The sequence below is a fragment of the Streptococcus sp. HMSC077F03 genome (assembly GCF_001812375.1).
In the GTDB taxonomy this organism is placed as follows: domain Bacteria; phylum Bacillota; class Bacilli; order Lactobacillales; family Streptococcaceae; genus Streptococcus; species Streptococcus oralis_S.
In genome coordinates this window covers 161845-183003 of sequence record NZ_KV808793.1, presented here as the reverse complement: position 1 = coordinate 183003, position 21159 = coordinate 161845, and the positions used below count along the sequence as shown (strand labels likewise).

Genomic DNA, 21159 nt, shown 5'->3' with positions numbered 1-21159 from the left:
TTTTCATAATTGTGATTCTAGTATACTACTTTCGTATTTTATTTGCAAGGCTTGTCCGCAGTTTCGAGTGGTTTGATTTTGAGAATATAAAAAAGCAGCCAGTCTTACAACTTGCTACTTTTCAAATGATGATTTACAAATGTCTTTCTAACCATTCTATCTTTTTAAAATCCTTATTGTTATTGTGAACATTTCGATAAGAATCTTGGGAAGAAGCCTTGTAAATACTTAAATACTGTTCTAAACTTGGAACGCGAAACGTCATGTCCTCGAGATGAATCAACTCTATATCTGATTCCGAAACTCCTGCAAAATCAGGTAAAGAATTGATACTTCCAAACTCAACACTCAGACCATCCTTTTGGAATTCATGCTCATGAATATCTATTAAGGCGTAGCCTAAGTGTTTCATCACTTTCATTATATTGTCCCAGTCATAAATTCTGAGATGATCAGGTGCTTCCCAACCTCTAGGGTCACCAGGCACATGAATGTCAATGTCAGACGGCCCCCATTCTTCATTTGAACGGTATTCAAACCCCAAAGATCCCATGAGCGTCGGAGTGATTCCGACTTGGTTTAAATGAGAACAAATTGTTCGAAATTCATCAAATAGAGAATTCATTCCTCCTCCAATCGTTGATATAGAACTAGATTTCATTGTAAAAAATAAACTAATTTCTACCTTCTACTCTTTCGGTTTTGAAAATACTTCTACTCGTTGAGCTAAGACTTTGATTTCTACAGGTAGGTTATCCGATTTATCGCCGTCAACATCTGACTCCAATTCACTATCTGAAGAGATCTTAATATTACGCGCTCTGATATACTCAATATTATCATTGCCGACAACATCTCCTTTTAGTAAATCAGGAATGACAGATAATTTTGAGAATATAGAAGCATCTTTTAGAATCAAAATGTTGGCATAGCCATCTTTGTCTTCTTCAAAGATTTTCTTATCAGCGAAGTAATTTGTCAAGAGAACCAAAACATGGCTAGCTTCACCAACATAATTTCCATTTTCTGTCTCAACCTTAATATTAAAGACCTGATCCGTCATGACAGATTTCATGGTATTTACAGCATAGGCAAAGATACCAAATTTTGTCTTATCCTCGATTTCAACATTGTGAATCGCCTCAGGCAGAGAGCCGATACTAAAGATATAACCAAAATAGTTCTCATTCGCTTTACCGATATCAATCTTGTTGGTTAAGTTAAAATCGAGTTCATCAATCGCACTATCGATGTCTTGATTGATTTCCAAAAGTTTCGTAATGAGGTTGCCCGTACCGCCAGGGATAATCCCTAACTTAGGAATGTAGTCTCTCTCAGCAATACCTGAAATAACTTCATTGACCGTCCCGTCTCCACCAAAAACAACCACTGCATCGTACTGCCCACGTGAAGCTTCCTCAGCAAAATGGGTTGCATCTAAGGCTTTTTCAGTAATTTTGGTTTCCACCTGCTCAAAATAATCTTTTGCCTTATTCTCCAGTTCGGTCTTATAATCCAAAGCCTTTTCCCCACCAGAGGTAGGGTTGATAATCAACATTGCTTTTTTCATTGATAATACTCCTTTAATAGTTACAAAAATTCTAGTAACTAATTATATCACTTGAGTTATGGAAACGCCATCCAAATGCTTGAAAAATCGAATCCACTAACTAGAATAGAGACGTTAATCTGTCAAATAAAACACTCAACTTTTAAAAATTCTTTAGACTTCTGTACGATATAGAGCTCTTCATCCTCTTGAGAGACTTTTCTAAACAACTCATTTGCCCTGCTCACTTCTCCTTTTAATTACCATTTTGTAACTCTTCTATTCCACAACTCTTCAAATATTGAAAAGTTTTATCATAATAATCCCTGTTTCTTGATGAATCTTCTTCTGAACCTTCAGGAACATATATAACCAATCCCTGTCTTGCTCTGGTTAACAAAACTCGATAAGCGTTTTTCATGTATCTCTGTCTTTGTTCCTGATTAACATGATTCCACTTCGTGCCTCTAAATTTAAAATAATCAAAACCTTCAGTTGTATATCTAAAATCAGCATCCCATGCTAGTATTGCATAATCAAGCTCTAAACCTTGCACTTTAAATTCAGACGCCGCCACCTCTAAATAATATGAAGAGTCAACACTCTCTTTTCCATTCAAAAACCACCCTACATGATTTATATCTGATGGAACCCATATACCTTCAGCTCGCAATCTTTTTCCTTCTGAGCTTGCTAAAAGTCCATATCTTTCTGTTCCACGAGCCTGATCTTTCACCCATTTTTTCGCTAATTCAAAATTCCGTGTCAGAAAAATTGGATATGATTGTTCAAGTTCACAAAAGATATTTCGTGCTTCTTGTGTGCTTCCATCTAACAACAATTTCACAAAAAGCGCTAATTTTTCGCTTCTAAATGAGCGTAACGAAATCCCTAAATGTAAATCGGAAATGCTATGATACTCTCGTCCATGCAATAATGTTACGATATCTGAATTTCCAACGTATTCTGTATCTGTAATTTTATCCGAAAGATATATCTTCCAATCTGGATAATTATCTGCCAAAGTTTCAAACCAATCTTTAATTCCTGCTTCTCCGTTATAAATTTCTTGTCCCCCACCCACAAGACAAACTATAACAGCCCAATCTCTATGTCGATCCATAATACTTATCAAAAAATCAGGTTCTGACTGATTAAAATTGGGGATTCCTTTTTTCCGCTTCATAAAATCAGTGAGTGACTTTTTGTTCCATGCTCTTTGAGCCTCATCAAAAATTGCTACCTTTTCTACTGGTGCCATATTCGTACTCAAAGCTTCATCTCTGAACTTATGAATAATTTGAATGAAGGCTTTCGTTTCTCGAAGGGCACTTTTCTTAGTTATGCCTTCTCTCTCTACACGATCTATTGCGAGCGCATTTTGCAAAACATCAACCAGTGGACCATTTCCTGAAAGAAAAACAGCATGCTCATTTTCATTAAAATGATGGCGTTCGTTTGCTATATTCAAGCCAGCAAGTGTTTTTCCAGCACCAGGTACTCCTGTAACAAAACATATTGCTTTTTCATTGTTCTTCTTACATCGATCGATTACATTAGAAATTGCATCTGTCGTTATAGATAAATTCTTTACACCAGCATCATTCCTAGAAATATCTTCAACACCATGTTTTCTATACAATGCCTGAGCGGCTTCAATTATGGTAGGTGTTGGGGTATATCTAGAATTCATCCACTCCTTTGCAGATAACGGTTTGTCATTAATTCTTGAAATAGTTTCTTGAATAGTACTTCCAATATTATTTTCATTACAAAAGAGTGTGTTAAGAATATTATCTGTCCTATAATTATACTCATTCTGTTTTTCTGTCGCCTTCGTTGAAACGTTAATCGGGACAAGATACCTAGTCCTACTTTTATCATGAAAATATTTCAAATCCAACGCATAATCCATTACCTGGTCTGTGGTAGATTTCTTGTACTCTTTATCACCTACCTTAAACTCTAACAGAAAAATAATTCCCTCTATTAAACATATCACATCTACTCTATGTCCCATTCTTGGTATAGTATATTCGAAAATAATCTCACCCTGAGAAAATTTAATTAATTGCTCCTTCAGAATTTGAATCTCAGATCTCCAAGCCAACTTTTGGAGATCTGTAGTCTCAAACTCATTATTAATCAATAATTTGCTGAGAACAGACTCATCATCCTCTAATATAAAGTTGGTTATAGAATCAAAATAATATGCTCTTCGACTCATAAGTATCTCCTTAGTCCTTTGATAACGCTTTATTAAGCTGGTAGGCTAATTTTTCTGCTATTGCTTTTGCCATTATAGGCGGTACTGCATTTCCTACCTGCTGATATTGCTTATCTTTTGTTCCCAAAAAAACAAAACTATCTGGAAAGGTCTGTAAACGAGCTGCTTCTCTTATACTCACAGCTCTGTCTTTTGTAGGATGTACCCACATTGATTTACGCACATTAACAACGGTACCCGACGGCTCATCATATTTTAGACGAAGGTAGATCGTGTTCTGTGTTCTTGTAACATCCGTATAGGTGTTTGTTTTCATTTCTTCCGATAAAGAATGAAAATTTTGTCCTTGTTCTAACGCTTTAAAACGCTCCATAGCTGTTGGTGTTGTTTTCGTTATAATATGATTATACAATATCTTAGAATCTCGAAGAGTCTGAGCTAAATCACTTAAATCAGTTTTAGCTTGTAGCTTTATGCCATTTTTATCATCGGATACATTATAGACTGGCTCAACATCTTCTAAATCTTGGATAGCGTCTGCAACCGTCCTATATGGACCGTCTTTATATTTTCCTTCTGGAAGTTTAACCTCATTTGCAATATCTTTACGGATACCCATTACAACAAAACGCATTCTTTTTTGTGGAGCTCCAAATTGAGTTGCGGATAGAACATCTTCCGTAATAACATATCCATCGTCATCATCGCTCCTCTGCAACTTTGCCTTTAAATAATCAAAAATAGCAAATGAACGTATATTTGCAATTAGTCCTTTATTGTCGGTATAGCTATCAACCACAATATCGTTTTCATATATCTCCTGCGCCTTACTTATCATTCTTTGGTACATAATTGCCGGTTCAATTAGTGTCTTGATCTGAGATTCTTCTATTTTTCCAGCGTAGTAATCCAGCATTGCATTAAACGCAACATTATCAGCGTTGAGAATGAAATCATCTTCATTTTGCTCGGTGTGCTTTTCTGATATTTTTATCAAACGCGGTCTGTGCTTTTCCAATACATCTTTAAATTTGGTTACATTCTTAGACGCTTTATAGATGACGTTCAATTCGAGATAATCAAAATCATCCCATTTATATCGAGCAATTTCTTGCTCAGACTGCACAACATTAATCGCCCCATCAAACATAAACTCAGCATCCAGTAAAGCCAACTCCGTATTAGCAGTTTCAATCACATTCCTATCCACTAATTCTAGGTCATCCTCACATAAGTAGAATCTATGAACATCTGATCTAAGCATACTCACATTTTCCATTACGAATGCTTTTGGTCTTAATTCCAAGATTGCTCTAATATACTGTTTCACCAGGGAATTATTCTGACTAATTGCATGATTCTTTTGCCTATTTGCATTAGAAAATCCCTGACAAGGCGGTCCTCCAATCACAACATCAATATCGCCATATTTTTCTTTTATTTCTGCATAGTTAGCATCTCTAACATCACCAAATACAGCTACTCCCGGATGATTTTTCTTATAGGTTTCCTGCATTGCAGGATTAAATTCATATGCAACTTTTATATCGAATTTTTTTGTTTGCATAAATCCCAGGCTCAATCCTCCGGCACCTGCAAACAAATCTATTGTATTAAACATAGTTCCTCCATCTTACGCTTCAGTATTAAAGCCTTCTTCGGAGGCTTTGCGCAACAATGCAAGTAAACGTTTGCATTGATATGTATTTGGTATTTTAGCAGGCATTTTACATGCAATCGCTAATGCAGACACATCTGTAGGTGTAACCATATGATTTCTAACAACAAACTCCGATAATCGCATCCACATTTCTACAGGATAATTAACAACCGTTGTCTGTGCCTGAATTTCATTTACAACCTTTTGCTCTTTCTTAGCGGATTTCTGTGCAACCTTCTGTTCATCGATAGTAATTAAACAGTTCTCAATATCTTCAGGAATATCAATATGTATCTTCTTTACATCTTCCCAACAATCATTTCTCTTACACCACTGAGTAACGTTTGCGACTTTTCTTGACGGATCAGTTATTCGTAGAAGGACCAACTCTGCCAATGCTATTAAAACTGTACCCACTTGTTCAGGCACACTCTGCCTATTCCATATCAACATCAAATCAAGTTCTTGTCCTTGATATTGGCTATGTAACAATCTTCTAAATTGTGCCAATGTGTAATATATGATATTTGCACGGTATCCACCCTCGTACCAAGGCTGTTTTGGTATAGTCTTCTCTAAATATTGGAACAAAAGAATCAAGGCTGCAGTAGTTTGGAAATATCTCTCATTAAACTGTTCCTCATTTGCATTCCATTGCTCATCAATGTAATCTGCAAACGAATTAAAATTGGTCTGCGCACCCTTACTTACAACCTGAGGGAATCCTCTCCATGTATTCTGAACCTTTGCAAGATCTGTTTTCTTAATTACCTTATTTTTAGGATGTAGCAACTCAAATTGTTTTTTCTTTGCAGGTGTCAAGCGCATTTGTTCTTGCAGATATTGTCCTCTTGCTCTTTCATAAAACCATTTCGTTTCATACTGTGCGCCTTCAGATGCCGGTGCAAATAAGTGTCTTGATATTTGTTCCATACGACGATGAAATGGATGAGATGCAAAAAAGTCTGCATCACTAACCTTATTCTGACTGTTTGATGATCTAGAAATATTTCTGATCAACTCGTCTGACTCTTCTGGTGTTGATTCATCAATTGAAGTCAATTTCATTTGCACAAAAATAGATGACAAATCTGCTTTGTCTTTATATCTTGCATTTGAAATAGAGGCCGTTGTCTGTCCACCATTAATAATCTGAAAATCTCTAACAAATGTGATAAATCTTCCATGGTTTGTATCCTCTATCTCAACATCCATTGCAGTTGCTGATATACCGTTATTAAACGCAAAAAACATCTGCGGATTGTTCAAGATAGTACCTCTTATTTTCTTATTGACCGCCACTTTAGTAGATAAGAATGATCTGACATTTCCCTCCAAAAGTTTACTTCCATACTTGTCATATATATCAGCCAAAACAGTTCCAGGAATTACTCCCAGATAGCTACTGTACTGTTCTGTAGACGCTGAGCTAGCTTCTATACACGGAATACCTTCACCACAATATTCCTTAAAGTCAATCTCAATAATCTGACGGCCTTGATCTGAACAACAGACTCTGAACAAACGATCAATATCCCATATCTGACCTTCTACCGGAATAGAATTATAGTCATCAATTTCTACGGCCTTTATAGCAGCACTCATATCTGCATCGGTAAATACAAGAAAACGATATTTACGAATCGCCTTTTTGTTATACCTTAAAAGATCTACTAAGTCTGCACATGGTGTACTCATCTCTATTTCTTGATATAAATTAGTTGTCAATGCTGCGTCAAGAAATTTCATAAGCAAGCCAAAATCCTTATTCGCAGCTGTTCCGGTAAGTCGGCGTTCCAAATCATTACCATCAAAATCCGCAATAATAAGATTCATCGTATTATCGAATTCATCGTATACATAACCGTCTACTCTATAATTACTACGCCCACTTTTGCCTTTATAAAAAGACGGTGTGAAATCTGATAACGCCTCAGCATCAATTAGATACTGCGCCATATTATCTACAAAGGATGCACATGACCCTTCTCCTGTAACTGCTGCAGCAGTTTTTATACTCTCTATAAAATCTTTTTTAAATTCGGTAGAATCCATGCTAACATCCTCCCATTTTCGTTACTTTTCCCAGCTTTTTATGCTAGGGATATCTATCTGATAAACAGCATTCGTTATTTCTGTCGGAACATCAACTCTCCGTATTCTCGGAAATGATTCATTTACAGTGTATACTTGCTTTGATGACATACTAAAATGCTGTTTATCATATTCTTTCATGTCAATATAACCTGCAGCGCCAAGTTTTAATATTAGCTCATCTGGATTTTCGCCGTGTCGTGAAATCAACTCTATTACCTCATGAACCAATCCATATAACGTGAATGATTTTGGTTGATCCGGTGCACATTTATCGATACGATAAATAACCAATTCTCCTTCATCATTTCTATCTAATTGCTCAACAGAAGAAATTGATATTTCTGAAGATGAAGCACCTGTAGATTTAATCTCATGCCAACAATCTGCATATACAAAATCTTGATCTGCTCCTTCTGAACCAACCCAGCCTGCTAAAGCAACAGACGGTAGCATTCCATTTTCTATCTTTTCCTGCAGGAACAATAACTCTCCAATGAGACCTTTCTGTGTATTACTACCTAATACCGCATTGCTTTTATGGTCTAATAGTTTTAACCATGCGTTATATCTGCGCAATACCTTAAGCAATGCAATATCATCAGTTTCTACATTGGAATACTCGATAATATCTCCTGCCATTGTTATGAAAACATCTTCCTGTTTTCGATCCATCAATGTAAAGGAAATTGCATATTTTCCATCCTTCCTCTGATTACATGAAGCATCGATACATTTTGACGAATCTATTTTTTTAATTGCCTTTTGGCTCACTATTACGACAGACTTATGCTCCGGCGTTGCATATCGAACATACCACTCAAGCGGATGCTTTACAGATAATTTCAATGCTCCGCCAGAATAGTAATTAATAGTATTCCACTTTTCTCTTAATTCATTTTCTTTACCACTCATTACATATCCTCATTGTCATCATAATTATCATAAACATCCACCCAATTTCGCAACTCAATTAAGTTAACCTTATAATTTGCAGTTTCAGTGGAGCCACTAGTGTTAGGGAATCCCACTCCTAACGCAAATAAAAATTCAGGTAAATCTTTATTCTCAGACTTTGAATAGTCGGCTTGTATTATATGTAGCATTAAAATAGGATCTCTGTTGGCTATCAAATACGCTTTGTCCGGAATATTTTTCTTATTCTCATTTCCTGGTATGTTTCTATATGCTTCTTCCGCATATTGAATCTCTTTTTTCGTTAATCCAATTCGTGTGCATCCACCAGCTCCAACACGTAACTTAGTACCACTCACACTGATCATTTTCTTATCAGCTAAAATTTTTCTTTTTTCTGTCCCTTCGATCTCTAATATTTCTTCACCACACTGCAACGTCTCATCGTATGGAATACCAGTTCCAGATTTTATCAATACTACATCCCATCCATTGCTCCAACGATGACTCTCTATAAATTCCGCAAGTGCCCTACCATTGAAACTCAAATGCCATGGATTTGTCTCGAAATCTAACAATAATTGAGCAATATTATCCCCAGAAACATTTTTCCAGTAATAATGTCCTCTCGTACGCTCTTCATCAAAAAATCTATCTCCAATACTACTCAATGAATTTACAAAATTCTTGAATGCTGTCTCATTTGAAGCCAAAATGTTTTTTGATGCTTTTAATCTAGGTGTCTCAAGTAAATTACCAGAGACTGTAACAGGACACGTCAAATCAGTTGCTGTACGCATTTTGTTTCGCGCGGTCACGATTAATGCGCCAGGATCTTGTCGAACTTTCAGTCCAAAGTCTCTAGGAGTTTGATTCGCGTTTCTCATTTTCGAGATTTCTTCTTTAAGTTCAACTGTTGCTCTAGTAATTTGTCCGTACCAATCGATTGCTTCTGGTGTCATCCATACCTTTGCAACATCCCCATAGTTTGGTCTATATCCGAACCAACGCCCCATCTGCAACAAAGTATCATACATCTTTGTATTACGATGGAAATATGTTACGCCAAGCCCCTCTAACGTCAAACCTCTAGACATACTATTTCCACCTACTGCAATCACTCGTAAACCATCATTTTTATGATTAAAATAGTCTAAGCTTGCAGCACCAGTTTTCATATTTACCGCACGAACTTCAATAGGGGAAATTGCCTTATGCAAATAATTTTTAAGCAAGTTTTCCCATTCTATTCCCACAATTCCGCTCAAATGGTACTTGTCCCAAACAACATGCATTGCTTTTATGTTTCTGATTTTTTCACTTTGAGAAAGTGGTAATTTAGCATAGTTTCTAACATCCGATTTTACCTGATCTAACCAAACATTCAACATTTCTTGTATCTGATTTTGAACATTGGTATAAAGGCTTATATGTACCATCATAGATCTATGTTCTGTAAGATCACCTCTATAGTCACGAATTGCATTTAGCAACAAGAAATAATATGCGGCTTCATATAGATCCCCCGGTAAATCTTCTACCACAAAGTCTTTTTTATGTTTCGGAGGGAAGCACGCTTCTAACTCTTCTATATCAATCTCTTGGAGCATGTGATCGCTATCAGAATTTTCACCAAATATCCTATCCGCGCCAATATAATTAGTAGGAGCAGACAGCGCATAAATAAAATCAGCTGGAAAGAGATCATCGTCTTTTTCCGGATCAATAAAAATATTTGCAAAAGGCGTTGCTGTAATACCTAAATAAGTAGTTTTACTGAATAAATTCAATAAACGTCTGATACAGTCATTAATTGCAGCAGGCTGAGAATCTTCGTCTTTCGTATTAACTGATGCGTTGTCAGCCTCATCATCAATTAGCATAAGCGGAAGATCAATCTGTCCGGCGGCATTTTGCGTATTATTATCTGACAGCCACTTGATTAAGTTATTCAAAATCCTTTTATTCTTCTTCACCACTAAAATAACAGGACAATTAACATTTTCGATGCCCAAATTATTGTTTCTCAGAATACCGCTATCAAAATCTTTAGTTACAGAAGTAAACGCAACGATTTTTTTATCTGCTCCATATCTTCCTACTCCGACCGGCTGATTCTTTATACCCTGTTCAGCTTTAGGATCCAGATAATATTCGCTCTTTCTTCCGGTGCATTCGGCATCTAATCTTTCCTGTGTTTGCTTACGTAAGTTCTCCTGCATACCAGCTAAAACAATAATAATTCGATAACCAGTATCTGCTGCTTTATTGCAAATAGCTGTGTAATTAGCTGTTTTACCAGACTGCACATCACCAAGCACCAGCCCTTTTATTGCAAAATGATCTTCTGATGGATCGCCACATAAATCTAATATTTCATCAGAAACTTTTCCTAGATTTGTTGTAACTCTTGGATTCCAATGTTTAATTTCTTCCAGGTACTTCTTGTATCTATTCCAAAAGAAGAAATCGAAATCTGCTCTCTTAGAAGGCAACCAGGACTGATGCCCGTTATTACGATCGTTAATATATACTCCTACATCCATCCGGATGACTAATGATTGCTTGAGTCTAGAAATTATCTCTGTGAATTCATCATCTGAAACTGGCATAATAGGTGCATTTGTATTTCTTAACAACGTTGCTTTCTCCAAAAATTCATCTTCTGTAGGTGGAACTTCCTTATAAAGATTGTTAACAACTGCGGAAATTAAACTTTCTAATTGTTCGACATTTGGATTAATCATTTTTCAAAATCTCCTCCTTAAGTTTCTCTACTATATCAAGATGTGACGAATATGGATCAATACAAGCAATGGCATCAAGCAGATTACATTTTTCTTGCTTGTCAGCACACATCGTAATCATTTCCTGTAGTGATTTTACTATTTCTACATCTGACTGCTCATTATCATTGATAATTTGCTCATCATTATTCAAATCCACATATAATTGATTAAGTGGCAATCCCATCTCAATCTGTTGCAACAATGCATTTAACGACACCTCTATATCGGGATATGCTTTAATCATTTGCTGTACAAGTGGATGCTCGCGATTAACTTCATAATAAAATCCGCCTTGCTTATTTTTCATGCGATCCCACACGTGGGTTTCGGTATCGCTTACTTCTTTTTTCCCTCTAAAGGTCCACGTTCTTTTACTCCGCTCAGCAATTTGATTAATTATTATCTCCAAATTCTTTCTAACTTCTGCTGGAGGCAATGCGGACGACTTTTTTATGTCCAGAGTCCACAGATCATCTAACGTGTTTGGAATATCAACACGAATTCTTGCAAGTTTTGATAAATCTCCTTGCCGCATCATTCTGAACCAAGTACCCCAAACCAACAATCTTTTGTTTCTGTATACATAAAACCCTTGTTGTTTTCGAAGTCCATCCTTCCCACCAAGCATTTTAATTTCATCTGATGTCAGCTTAGATATGTGAGGAAGAATATAAGGTCGTACTAATATTTTATTGCCCTGAATAACTAATGTTTCATCATCCATGGCTTGAACGCTTTTCTCCGTCAAAAAGGGATCTATTCCTTTTATTTTTTCTCCATTAATTGACAGTTTGAGTTTTGTGATCCCTGATTCACCTGCTAAGTATCGGTGGTAAACAAGAGAAATATGATCTCTGACCCTATCAATTTTACGTCCTAACGATAGTTCAAAATTAATCTCGCCAGCCTTGAGACGATCTAGTTTTTGCCAGACTACTAATGTTCCTGATTCGTTTTTTATCAATTCGTCAAACTGAGGTATTTGCTGAATATCTTCTTCATCAAGAATGTTTAAAGACCAATCTCCTACTTCTGTAACATGATCTATATCCCATTGACGTCCCTCCAAATTATCTCCTTGCTTAGAAATAACAGTCAGACATCTACACTGAGATAAAGACGCTGTTTTTAATCCCAAACCAAAACGCCCTAAATCTTTTTTATCTCTTTCTTCTGTCGGATTCTTACTTCCGTATTGCATAGCAATATCGATTTCTTCCTCTGCCATTCCTTTTCCATTATCAAGAATTGCAATATATGAACCATCTACCGGGAAAAAATATATATCAACATTTTTTGCGTTTGCTGCAATACTGTTATCAATAATATCAGCCACTGCTGTCTCAAGTGAATATCCAATTGCTCTAGTTGACTCTATTAAAGTAGGGGCATATGGTGGTAAATTTTTTGTTCTCATTTTTAATTCCTTTATCAATCATTCTTATAGATAACTTTTTATCGATTATCTACGTTGTCGTCTAATAAAACATCTTGAACAACCAATGATATTTAGTTATCTCAGATCAAAAAGTAAAGATCACTCATAAGTATATCTACATTAACATCTATAGTTCTATCTCGCCTTACTATTGATGTTGAACTAATAGCAACTTTCTTCTTAAGATCAGTTATATTTGTACCTATGTTACCATTGCTATTATAGATGATGTTACCAATGAAAAAGTTTCAGATTTAATCCACTTTACTCTTTATATTTTTCTTAGCATTCTTTAATAAAATTTGTTTGCAGAGTTCAAAGCTCTAATGAAGCTTTGAAGCGTCTCGCCTAGAAATGTAAAAGTGAAATATTTAGCTGAGCTTTATCTTCAAAGATATATACTCACAAGGAACTTTTGTTGACTATTGCATTTCTTCCAGCTCTTCTTCCATATATCCCTCTACATCTTCAATCTCTACAAACATTGGATCTAGGTGACACAAGAAGTGCCAATCTTTGATTCCTTTTTTTCTATAGAGAATCGCTTCGCCATCTTCACTTCCGAAATAGCTTCTATCTACTTCATACCCTTTGCTTTCTAAGAAAGCTTTTGCCTTGTGGAAGTTTTTTTCTCTTGCTTCGATATAGGCTATCACTTCATAGTTATTGACGACATACGCATCTACTTTTGTAGCTCCTTCGATTACTTTATTGTTTTTAAGGGACAGATTCGAAATTTCTTTCCAAATGATCTCAACATTTTTCTCAGGGTCAAACGAAAATCTAGATAAAGGGACGATATTTCCATTGAAGACAATTTCCATATAATCCGGCAAGTGTTTAGGATTAACATACTCTACTTTAAAACCATCTTCATTTTCTAGAGTATATCCAGGGATTTGAGCTACAAAGGCTTTCCCTTCTTCTAAAGTCTCAAATACGACTAAATCCTTTGAATAATTGTTTTGGTACAATTCTAATAGATACATCATTAATCCTTCCGATATTTGAAAAACCAACCAAGATTTAAGCAACTTACAACCTAATTATCTATCCTTAGTATACACATGTATTACATAACGAAGATATTTAACTAAAGATTATCCAGGATCAACATCTATAGAAGTTATTTTGTAACCATCATTATTGTATAAAAATTCTAATTGTAGGGTTAAATCTACTAATTCAGAATCGGAGGTCATCTCATATTCAACAACAAAGCCAGTTTGATCATTAAATTCATAAACTTGTAGTTGGGAGTACTCATAATTCGGATGGAAATTACAATCTACACCATATTCATCAATTTTATCAAAATCATTTAATTGTAATGAATCGTCAATATATTCAAGTAACTCTCTTGCATCATCAACTTCTGAACCATCAACACAATCCAAAATATCTCTATAATTATTTAGATGAATTGCTCTTAAAATCTTTTTAAGTATTTCAATTACTTTTTCTTCATCTAGGTAGTTTTCTTTGTACTCAAAATCATCGAATATTCCCATGATAATACTTCCTTTTTGTAATCAACTTTAAATCTTATAAATATTAAAAATGTTTCACTAACAAACTCACACACTCAGTGGTTCGGACTTACCGTATCATCCGTGAAAAAACAATCCTCACGAAATAAAGGAAAATCCTTCGTTTTGATATTGTTCCATTCGTAAACTGAATCTACAATGTCTCCAACTATTGCTCCTAGCATCCGTTTCCTCCTTATGGCATATCAGATTCGTTACACATTTCTAATGAGTCACTCTTTAAAAATGGCACCACCAAATCAATCCACTCATAAGGTAGGTAAGCTGATAAATAGCTGTGGTTATAGCCCTTTGCTTCATACAAAATTGTATTTGAATGTAGCTGATGAAATAATTTCGCTGATTCTTTCACACAGTTCAATTCTTTTTCACCATAGATATACAGAACCTGAGCCTTGCTAGCAGAAATCATATCCTTTGGCTTGTAATACCCCATATAGGTTTTGTAAATAGTCACTAATGTTTTGATAGGCATTCTTGGCAAATCCTCCAAATAATAAGCTTTTATTTCCTCTGGATAAGCCAGTTTAGGATAGAGTTTGTTCATCATGCTTAACTGAAGTTTGCAAGAGAATTTATTGAACATCAGTTTACCAAATAGAGACACTAGAAAGATGCTGATTTTAGCTAACCTTGGTTGAGGAATACAGAGGCTTCCATCTATGATGGCCTTCTCTGCAATTTCACTGTCTAAAGACAAAAGCTCCATGGCAATTTGACCACCAAGTGAAACACCACCGATTGCAAACAATTTCCCACCACAGTTTGCTTTGATATAGTCTAGAATCTCCAAAGCAGAATCTTCAGTAGAAACATAATCAAGTTGATATTCCTCGCCGTGGCCATTCAAAGTGGGTAGAATAATACGGTATTCTTTTGACAAGATTCGTGCTTGACGAAGATAATTCCACCAAGAACTGCCACCACCATGTATCAGTAAAATAGGAGGCAAATTCTTATCACCAAACTCATGGAATTTCATGTTTAAACTCCTTACTGTAGGACTTTCACTAGATACACCTATGTTTAATCAGCTCGTACAAGCAGTGATACCGCATCAACATGGTATGTCTGCGGAACTCAAAAGGTTCGGGCAACCTTTTGAGGATTAGCTACGTTTCACTAACAAGCTTACACACTCGACGTGATGCGTTTGAGGAAAAAGATCCACCGGCTGGACTTTCTTCAACTCATATCCCAATTCTTGGTAGAGTTTGATATCACGCGCCATGGTTGCGACATTGCAGGAGATATAGGCAATACGGTCTGCTCCTGTTTGAGCGCTTGCTTTGATAAAGCTCTCGATCAAGCCCTTGCGTGGTGGGTCGACCAATATAACGGTTGGTTGAATACCTTCCTTGAGCCAATTCTTCATAGCATTTTCAGCTGTATCACAAACATAATGGGCATTGATGATATTATTTAAGGCAGCATTTTTCTGGCTGTTCTCAACCGCTTCTGGAATCACTTCAACACCGTAGACTTCCTTGACATGTTTGGCAACGGACAATCCAATCGTTCCGATACCTGAATAAGCATCAATAACCACGTCATCTTCTTTTAACTCCGCAAAGTCAATGGCTGTTTGATAGAGTTTCTCTGCCATTTGAGTATTAACTTGGTAGAAGGCTGGTCCAGCGATTTGGAAGTCATTCCCCAACATTTGGTCGGTAATATAGTCTTGACCATAAAGAGTCTTCCACTCCTTACCAAAAATCGCATTGGTATTCTGGTCGTTGATATTTTGCATGACAGACACAATCTCTGGGAACTGCTTGATGACTTGTTCAATCAATTGGTCGACACGAAAAACTTTCGGACGAGTTGTTACTAAAATCACCATGATTTGTCCTAAATAATGACCTCGACGCACCACAAGGTTCCGAATCAAGCCAGACTGTTCCTGTTCGTCATATGGTTTTAAATCAAAACGACGAAGCAAATCGCGTAGAACTACCACAACTTGGTCAATGACAGGATCCTGAATAAAGAAATCTTCAAGAGGCATGAGGTCATGCGAATTCTTACGGAAAAAGCCAGTTTCCAAGATACCATTCACTCGACGAACGGGCACCTGTGCCTTATTTCGATACTTAACAGGATTCACCATACCAAGTGTTTCAGCAACTTCTACATCCGAAATTCCTGCAATCTTGTAAAGACTATCCTTGACTTGCTTGGTTTTAAACTTGAGCTGCTCTGGATAGGCAAGATGCCCTAAATCAGCGATACCTGAGCGTAGATAAGCTAGGTCAAGGTCTTGGTTACGATGTGGAGAGTAAGTAAGGTATTCTTCAACTTTTCCATAGCCAATCTTTTTATTGATTTTAAGGACACGCATAAGGATTTTCTCAGTTGGTAAAGCATTTTCTACAAAGAAAACCAAACCATCTACCATAGCAACCCCTGCACCTTCATGAGTCAAATCAACAATTTCAACTTCTACAATATCATTTTTCTTTAGCATATTTTTCACTTTCTATCGGCCGACAAAAAAAGACGGCAACATTTCTGTTACCATCTATTATATCATGAAATGACCTAAGCACCAAAACTCTTGAAGAAGTTGACAATGGCTTGCCAAAGGGAGCTAAAGAAGTTGCCCCCGTCTTCTAGCGCTTTATTGGCATCAAAGTTGAGGTTGATATTTTTAAAGCTATCTCCAGCTTGAGAGACAATGCTTTCCTTGAGGTCATTTAGGGTTTTAGTGAAATCAGCATTGTTCAAAATGTCACTCTTTGAGAGATTGAGGGCAAAATTGATAATGATATTGACCTGGTTTCCTGTTATAACCTGATCGAGTTTGTAGTTTTTTAGTGTGTCTTCTACAATTTTGCGAACATCTTCTTCTGTCAGATTACCTTTGGCTTCTTTTGCTTTTGCGATTCCTGCCTTGATATCTGCCAAAGCGACATTGAGTTTATTGGCATCGTAGCCTGATTTGTCCTTGTTTTCAGCATTAATATCGGATAAGGCTTTTAGCTCCTCTTGGGCCAAGTCTTTATTGGCTTGCGGTACTTTGGCACCATTGGCCTCTAACGAATAGTAAATCCCTGCTAGGGCGCTCTCTCCTGTAACTGGAATAGGAGCTGCAACTGTGATTTTGGCATGCTCCACTCCCAGCGTCACTGCTGCGTTACGGTACATATCCTGCGTCACCTTGGTGATATTTTCAGGCGTTTCAATCTTGACTTCTAGAGGCGACTTATCACCTAGCTTTTGAATCTTAGCTGAAGAATAGAGCTGTAGACTAGCATCATTAGCCACATTCATAATTTTCGAATAGATATCAGGTGTCATAGTTTTGATATCTTTGGTGTCTTTTGATGCGTCATAGCCAAGTTTGCTAAGAGTTTGATTTTTCTGGTCTTCAGATAGAGAAGAACCTAGAACATATTCAGGTTGTACATAGGTTTCATCGATTACTTTTTGAACATCGGTTGCTGCGTGGACACTCGTCATAGCTGTTGCGGCCCACAATACTGCAGCACTTGTTAGAAAGAATTTCTTTCTCATGGGATATTCCCTCCTTTACCTTTCTAGGTTAATAAAACAATCTTAAAGAAAACTTATAGTGAAAAAACACCTGGTCAAACCAGATGTTTAGAAGAAATTAAAGAATTTCATGATATAGAGATTAAAGCGAACCTGTCTCGAGTAGTAATAATTTCCACCATTTTCATAGAGTTCTGCACCATGAAAGATAGAAATTGGGTTGATGTAGGTGTAGGTCTTCCCTGTAGTATTACCTAGGATTGGAGCGACCGTTTCTCGGGAGTAACGCTTGGCTAGGGCCAAAGTATTTTCCTTACCATTCTGAGCAATGAAGTCGATATAGGCAGGTCCAAAATTATAGGCTTGAACAGCGGTCCAGACATCTACTCCTTTGCTCTGTGCCAAATAGAGGTTATCTGTTAGTGTCTGTATCCCTTGGCGAATACTAGAGGCATCGTCTTTGATGGTATTGGTAGCGCCACTAGCAGACTCACTAGACTGCATGACATCCCGCTCTTTTCCCTTTGTTTCGGTATAAATCATAGCGAGCACCAACTCTTCATTGGCTGGAGTATCTCTTTCGCTCAAGATTTCTCGAACCATGGGTTGGTAGGTCATGACTTGTTTAACATCCTGATGGATATGATAAGCTTTGTATCCTGCGAAAAGGAAGACTGCTAGCACAAGCACTCTTCTTATAAATTTAAACATTATTTACTTTGAATATCCTCGATATTTTTGATTAAGATAGAATAGGTTCCATTGTCATTTTGGATAAACTCGACCGATTCCGCATCTTGATAGACGTTATTGGGAACGATGAGCTCAATTCCATTTGACAAGGAAAGTTTTTGGTTTTCAAATTTCTTTAATTGGCGACTGGCATCAATTTCATCAAACTGGACTGGTTCTGGTACAGCTTCCTTGACCTGGTCGATAAAGCTCAAACGAGCTGTCAGATTGTTATCAAAAAGGTCGTTAGCCAATTTTTCAGGTGACAGTTCATTGCTTTCTTCCAGATTGTTGAAAATCGCTGATTTGACCTTGGATTGGAATTGAAAATCATCTGTGTTAAAGGACTCTGCAATTCTCTGAGCCGTTTTTTCCAATTCCTTGATCGATTTCTTTGGTGAAATCTTGGGAGCAACAGCTAGGAGATTTTCTGAAAAATAATTCAAGAAAGTCCCATTATACTTGATGCGTTTTTCGATGAGATGGTACTTGCGACTTTGAAGATTGACCACCAAGGCCTCATCAGCCCCCGTTCCAAATCCAGGTAGGTTATTCTGAGTCAGCTTGATTGGGTTATCAACTTCTCCACCAAGGTGAGTCAAGGTCTCACGTAGAGCAATTCGCAAAAAAGCGAAATGTTCAACGCCTTCTTTAGAAAACTGAACAAAAACCAAGTCATTGGTCTTGAGATTTTCAGAAATGCTGAACTCCTCTTTCCAGAGATTAGCCAGTGTTACTGATGTCTCCAACAAATCGTCTGTGATGTGATTGAAGAAGGGATTTTCTTCTTCGAAAATCCCAGTCTTTGCTTCATCTGAATACACGCGTTCGATTTTTTTGCGCAAGTATTCTTCGATTTTTGGAGTGATATTGAGAAACTTATCCGCTAGAAACAACTCAGTATCGTCTGGGCTGAACTGATGGATAATGGCTTTCTTAATATAAATGTCCATAAAAGTTTTAGTCCTCGTATAATGGGAAGGCATCTGTCAACGCTTTGACTTCACTTCTCACTTCTTCTAAGACAGCCTCATTTTCTGCATTCTTAAGGGTTTTAATGATGAGTTCAGCCACTTTACGGCTTTCTTCTTCACCAAATCCACGTGCAGTGATGGCTGCTGCTCCGATACGAATTCCACTTGTCTTGAATGGTGACAAGGTTTCGTATGGAATTGAGTTTTTATTTAGGGTAATATTGACTTCATCCAGCAAGTTTTGAGCAACTTTTCCGTTTTCTACAACCTTAGTTACATCCACTAGGAAGAGGTGATTTTCAGTTCCTCCAGAAATGATACGGAAATCAGGGTCTTGCAAGAAGACTTCAACCATAGCCTTGCTGTTTTTGATGACATTAGCAGCATATTCCTTGAAAGCCGGATCCAAAACTTCTTTGAAGGAAACCGCCTTAGCAGCGACAACGTGCTCCAAAGGACCACCCTGAATACCAGGGAAAATAGCTGAGTTGATTTTCTTAGCTAGGTCCTCATCATTTGTCAAAATCAAACCACCACGCGGTCCACGAAGAGTTTTGTGGGTCGTTGTTGTAGTGATATGAGCGTATGGTACTGGGCTTGGGTGAAGTCCGGCTGCCACCAAACCAGCGATATGGGCCATATCGACCATAAGCTTAGCCCCAACAGCATCTGCGATTTCACGGAATTTTGAGAAGTCGATAATTTGAGAATAGGCTGAAGCACCCGCTACGATTAGTTTTGGTTTTACTTCTTGGGCTTGTTTCAAGATAGCATCAAAGTCCAAGAGTTCCGTTTCAGGATCAACACTGTAAGAAACAAAGTTGTAGGTTTGACCAGAGAAGCTAACTGGAGCTCCGTGGGTCAAGTGTCCACCTGCAGACAAATCCATCCCCATAACGGTATCACCTGGCTCAATCAAGGCCATGTAAGCCGCACAGTTGGCTTGGCTTCCTGAGTGAGGTTGGACATTGGCGAATTTAGCACCGAAAATTTCTTTTGCACGTTCAATAGCTAGAGTTTCTACCACGTCTACTACATCGGTTCCACCATAATAACGGCGTCCTGGGTAACCCTCGGCATATTTGTTTGTCAAGATAGACCCTTGAGCTGCCATAACAGCCTTGGAAACCACGTTTTCCGAAGCAATCAATTCGATATTGTTTTGTTGGCGTTCTTCTTCTTTGGCAATAGCATTCCAGAGATCAGCATCGTATGCTTTAAAATCGTCTTTGTCAAAAATCATAGGTCTTCTCCTTTATAGTGTGACTGGTCCTTTAGTTTGTTTTTCCAATAAGAAAATAAACTAAAAGATGCGAATAAACCGTTTCTGCACTTTATCACAAGTATAACCAACTTTTTCATAAAATGCATGAGCACCCAGACGATGATCAGCAGAGTTTAAGCGGATAAACCCATAACCTCGTCTTTTTGCTTCTTGATCCAACCCTTGCAGTAGGCTTTTACCGATACCTCGTCCTTGGGCTTGAGGTGAAACCGCTAAAGCTAAGATATTAAATCCTGCTTTAGAATAGAGAGATTCATAAACTTCAGCATGGACATATCCAAGTAGGACATGGCTGACCTCATCCTCATAGCCAAGTAGGAAATGATGAGAATCCTGAGACAGTCTAGCTAGTTGACTAGCTGTGTCCTCTGGACTAAAAGAATAGCCCAAAGCCTCTTGGTTAATCTCACATATAGCATTCACATCTGTTTCTTGCAAATCTCTTAGCATC

18 protein-coding genes are annotated in these 21159 nt (G+C 37.2%); all 18 read right to left on the bottom strand.

Translation table 11 applies throughout. The features are described 5' to 3' along the window. Positions 1-133 precede the first annotated feature (133 nt). On the bottom strand, positions 134-625 hold the full coding sequence (locus HMPREF2853_RS06120; RefSeq protein ID WP_070535278.1) for a phosphoribosylanthranilate isomerase: 492 nt from the start codon (positions 623-625) through the stop codon (positions 134-136). 63 nt (positions 626-688) lie between these two features. Further along, on the bottom strand, positions 689-1570 hold the full coding sequence (locus HMPREF2853_RS06115; protein WP_070535276.1) for a diacylglycerol/lipid kinase family protein: 882 nt from the start codon (positions 1568-1570) through the stop codon (positions 689-691). Positions 1571-1805: 235 nt separating this feature from the next. Continuing rightward, on the bottom strand, positions 1806-3776 hold the full coding sequence (locus HMPREF2853_RS06110) for a DUF2075 domain-containing protein (RefSeq protein ID WP_070535274.1): 1971 nt from the start codon (positions 3774-3776) through the stop codon (positions 1806-1808). 10 nt (positions 3777-3786) lie between these two features. After that, the gene (locus HMPREF2853_RS06105) at positions 3787-5397 is read right to left on the bottom strand and encodes a DNA cytosine methyltransferase (RefSeq protein ID WP_070535272.1); all 1611 of its coding nucleotides are present in this window, start codon (positions 5395-5397) and stop codon (positions 3787-3789) included. Between the two features lie 12 nt (positions 5398-5409). Next, positions 5410-7491, bottom strand: a complete 2082-nt coding sequence (locus tag HMPREF2853_RS06100) for an AIPR family protein (protein ID WP_070535270.1) — start codon at positions 7489-7491, stop codon at positions 5410-5412. Positions 7492-7512: 21 nt separating this feature from the next. Further along, complete coding sequence (locus tag HMPREF2853_RS06095) at positions 7513-8445, bottom strand: PD-(D/E)XK motif protein (RefSeq protein WP_070535268.1); 933 nt, start codon at positions 8443-8445, stop codon at positions 7513-7515. Then, positions 8445-11192: a Z1 domain-containing protein gene (locus HMPREF2853_RS06090; RefSeq protein WP_070535267.1), complete on the bottom strand. Its 2748-nt coding sequence runs from the start codon at positions 11190-11192 to the stop codon at positions 8445-8447. Before HMPREF2853_RS06090 ends, HMPREF2853_RS06095 begins: the two co-directional genes overlap by 1 nt. Beyond that, the gene (locus HMPREF2853_RS06085; protein ID WP_070535264.1) at positions 11185-12651 is read right to left on the bottom strand and encodes an ATP-binding protein; all 1467 of its coding nucleotides are present in this window, start codon (positions 12649-12651) and stop codon (positions 11185-11187) included. The genes HMPREF2853_RS06090 and HMPREF2853_RS06085 overlap by 8 nt, the downstream gene beginning before the upstream one ends. 443 nt (positions 12652-13094) lie before the next feature. Continuing rightward, positions 13095-13661 carry a hypothetical protein gene (locus HMPREF2853_RS06080; protein WP_049484479.1) on the bottom strand — a complete coding sequence of 189 codons (567 nt, stop codon included), beginning with the start codon at positions 13659-13661 and terminating at the stop codon, positions 13095-13097. 111 nt (positions 13662-13772) lie between these two features. Further along, positions 13773-14183: a DUF7668 domain-containing protein gene (locus HMPREF2853_RS06075; protein WP_070535261.1), complete on the bottom strand. Its 411-nt coding sequence runs from the start codon at positions 14181-14183 to the stop codon at positions 13773-13775. Positions 14184-14257: 74 nt separating this feature from the next. Further along, entirely contained in the window at positions 14258-14386 is a 129-nt protein-coding gene (locus HMPREF2853_RS10085; protein WP_000900064.1) for a hypothetical protein, read from the bottom strand. Positions 14387-14397: 11 nt separating this feature from the next. Then, positions 14398-15204: an alpha/beta hydrolase gene (locus HMPREF2853_RS06070; protein ID WP_000668466.1), complete on the bottom strand. Its 807-nt coding sequence runs from the start codon at positions 15202-15204 to the stop codon at positions 14398-14400. A gap of 126 nt (positions 15205-15330) precedes the next feature. Next, positions 15331-16689 carry a 23S rRNA (uracil(1939)-C(5))-methyltransferase RlmD gene (gene rlmD / locus HMPREF2853_RS06065; protein WP_070535258.1) on the bottom strand — a complete coding sequence of 453 codons (1359 nt, stop codon included), beginning with the start codon at positions 16687-16689 and terminating at the stop codon, positions 15331-15333. A 74-nt stretch (positions 16690-16763) separates the two neighbouring features. Next, positions 16764-17738 (bottom strand): DUF1002 domain-containing protein, encoded by a 975-nt coding sequence (locus HMPREF2853_RS06060; protein WP_001227377.1) that lies wholly within the window; start codon positions 17736-17738, stop codon positions 16764-16766. An 87-nt stretch (positions 17739-17825) separates the two neighbouring features. Next, complete coding sequence (locus HMPREF2853_RS06055; RefSeq protein ID WP_002893258.1) at positions 17826-18428, bottom strand: lysozyme family protein; 603 nt, start codon at positions 18426-18428, stop codon at positions 17826-17828. Continuing rightward, the gene (locus HMPREF2853_RS06050; RefSeq protein ID WP_000356115.1) at positions 18428-19402 is read right to left on the bottom strand and encodes a nucleoid-associated protein; all 975 of its coding nucleotides are present in this window, start codon (positions 19400-19402) and stop codon (positions 18428-18430) included. The genes HMPREF2853_RS06055 and HMPREF2853_RS06050 overlap by 1 nt, the downstream gene beginning before the upstream one ends. Positions 19403-19409: 7 nt before the next feature. Beyond that, complete coding sequence (gene glyA / locus HMPREF2853_RS06045) at positions 19410-20666, bottom strand: serine hydroxymethyltransferase (protein WP_000575513.1); 1257 nt, start codon at positions 20664-20666, stop codon at positions 19410-19412. Positions 20667-20726: 60 nt separating this feature from the next. Beyond that, positions 20727-21158, bottom strand: coding sequence for a GNAT family N-acetyltransferase (locus HMPREF2853_RS06040; protein WP_000942954.1), 432 nt, complete (start codon positions 21156-21158; stop codon positions 20727-20729). Position 21159: the final 1 nt, after the last annotated feature.

Coding starts and splice junctions, on each gene's coding strand:
- HMPREF2853_RS06120 (WP_070535278.1), bottom strand. CDS start 625: ATGAATTCTCTATTTGATGAATTTCGAACAATTTGTTCTCATTTAAAC.
- HMPREF2853_RS06115 (WP_070535276.1), bottom strand. CDS start 1,570: ATGAAAAAAGCAATGTTGATTATCAACCCTACCTCTGGTGGGGAAAAG.
- HMPREF2853_RS06110 (WP_070535274.1), bottom strand. CDS start 3,776: ATGAGTCGAAGAGCATATTATTTTGATTCTATAACCAACTTTATATTA.
- HMPREF2853_RS06105 (WP_070535272.1), bottom strand. CDS start 5,397: ATGTTTAATACAATAGATTTGTTTGCAGGTGCCGGAGGATTGAGCCTG.
- HMPREF2853_RS06100 (WP_070535270.1), bottom strand. CDS start 7,491: ATGGATTCTACCGAATTTAAAAAAGATTTTATAGAGAGTATAAAAACT.
- HMPREF2853_RS06095 (WP_070535268.1), bottom strand. CDS start 8,445: ATGAGTGGTAAAGAAAATGAATTAAGAGAAAAGTGGAATACTATTAAT.
- HMPREF2853_RS06090 (WP_070535267.1), bottom strand. CDS start 11,192: ATGATTAATCCAAATGTCGAACAATTAGAAAGTTTAATTTCCGCAGTT.
- HMPREF2853_RS06085 (WP_070535264.1), bottom strand. CDS start 12,651: ATGAGAACAAAAAATTTACCACCATATGCCCCTACTTTAATAGAGTCA.
- HMPREF2853_RS06080 (WP_049484479.1), bottom strand. CDS start 13,661: ATGTATCTATTAGAATTGTACCAAAACAATTATTCAAAGGATTTAGTC.
- HMPREF2853_RS06075 (WP_070535261.1), bottom strand. CDS start 14,183: ATGGGAATATTCGATGATTTTGAGTACAAAGAAAACTACCTAGATGAA.
- HMPREF2853_RS10085 (WP_000900064.1), bottom strand. CDS start 14,386: ATGCTAGGAGCAATAGTTGGAGACATTGTAGATTCAGTTTACGAATGG.
- HMPREF2853_RS06070 (WP_000668466.1), bottom strand. CDS start 15,204: ATGAAATTCCATGAGTTTGGTGATAAGAATTTGCCTCCTATTTTACTG.
- rlmD (WP_070535258.1), bottom strand. CDS start 16,689: ATGCTAAAGAAAAATGATATTGTAGAAGTTGAAATTGTTGATTTGACT.
- HMPREF2853_RS06060 (WP_001227377.1), bottom strand. CDS start 17,738: ATGAGAAAGAAATTCTTTCTAACAAGTGCTGCAGTATTGTGGGCCGCA.
- HMPREF2853_RS06055 (WP_002893258.1), bottom strand. CDS start 18,428: ATGTTTAAATTTATAAGAAGAGTGCTTGTGCTAGCAGTCTTCCTTTTC.
- HMPREF2853_RS06050 (WP_000356115.1), bottom strand. CDS start 19,402: ATGGACATTTATATTAAGAAAGCCATTATCCATCAGTTCAGCCCAGAC.
- glyA (WP_000575513.1), bottom strand. CDS start 20,666: ATGATTTTTGACAAAGACGATTTTAAAGCATACGATGCTGATCTCTGG.
- HMPREF2853_RS06040 (WP_000942954.1), bottom strand. CDS start 21,158: ATGCTAAGAGATTTGCAAGAAACAGATGTGAATGCTATATGTGAGATT.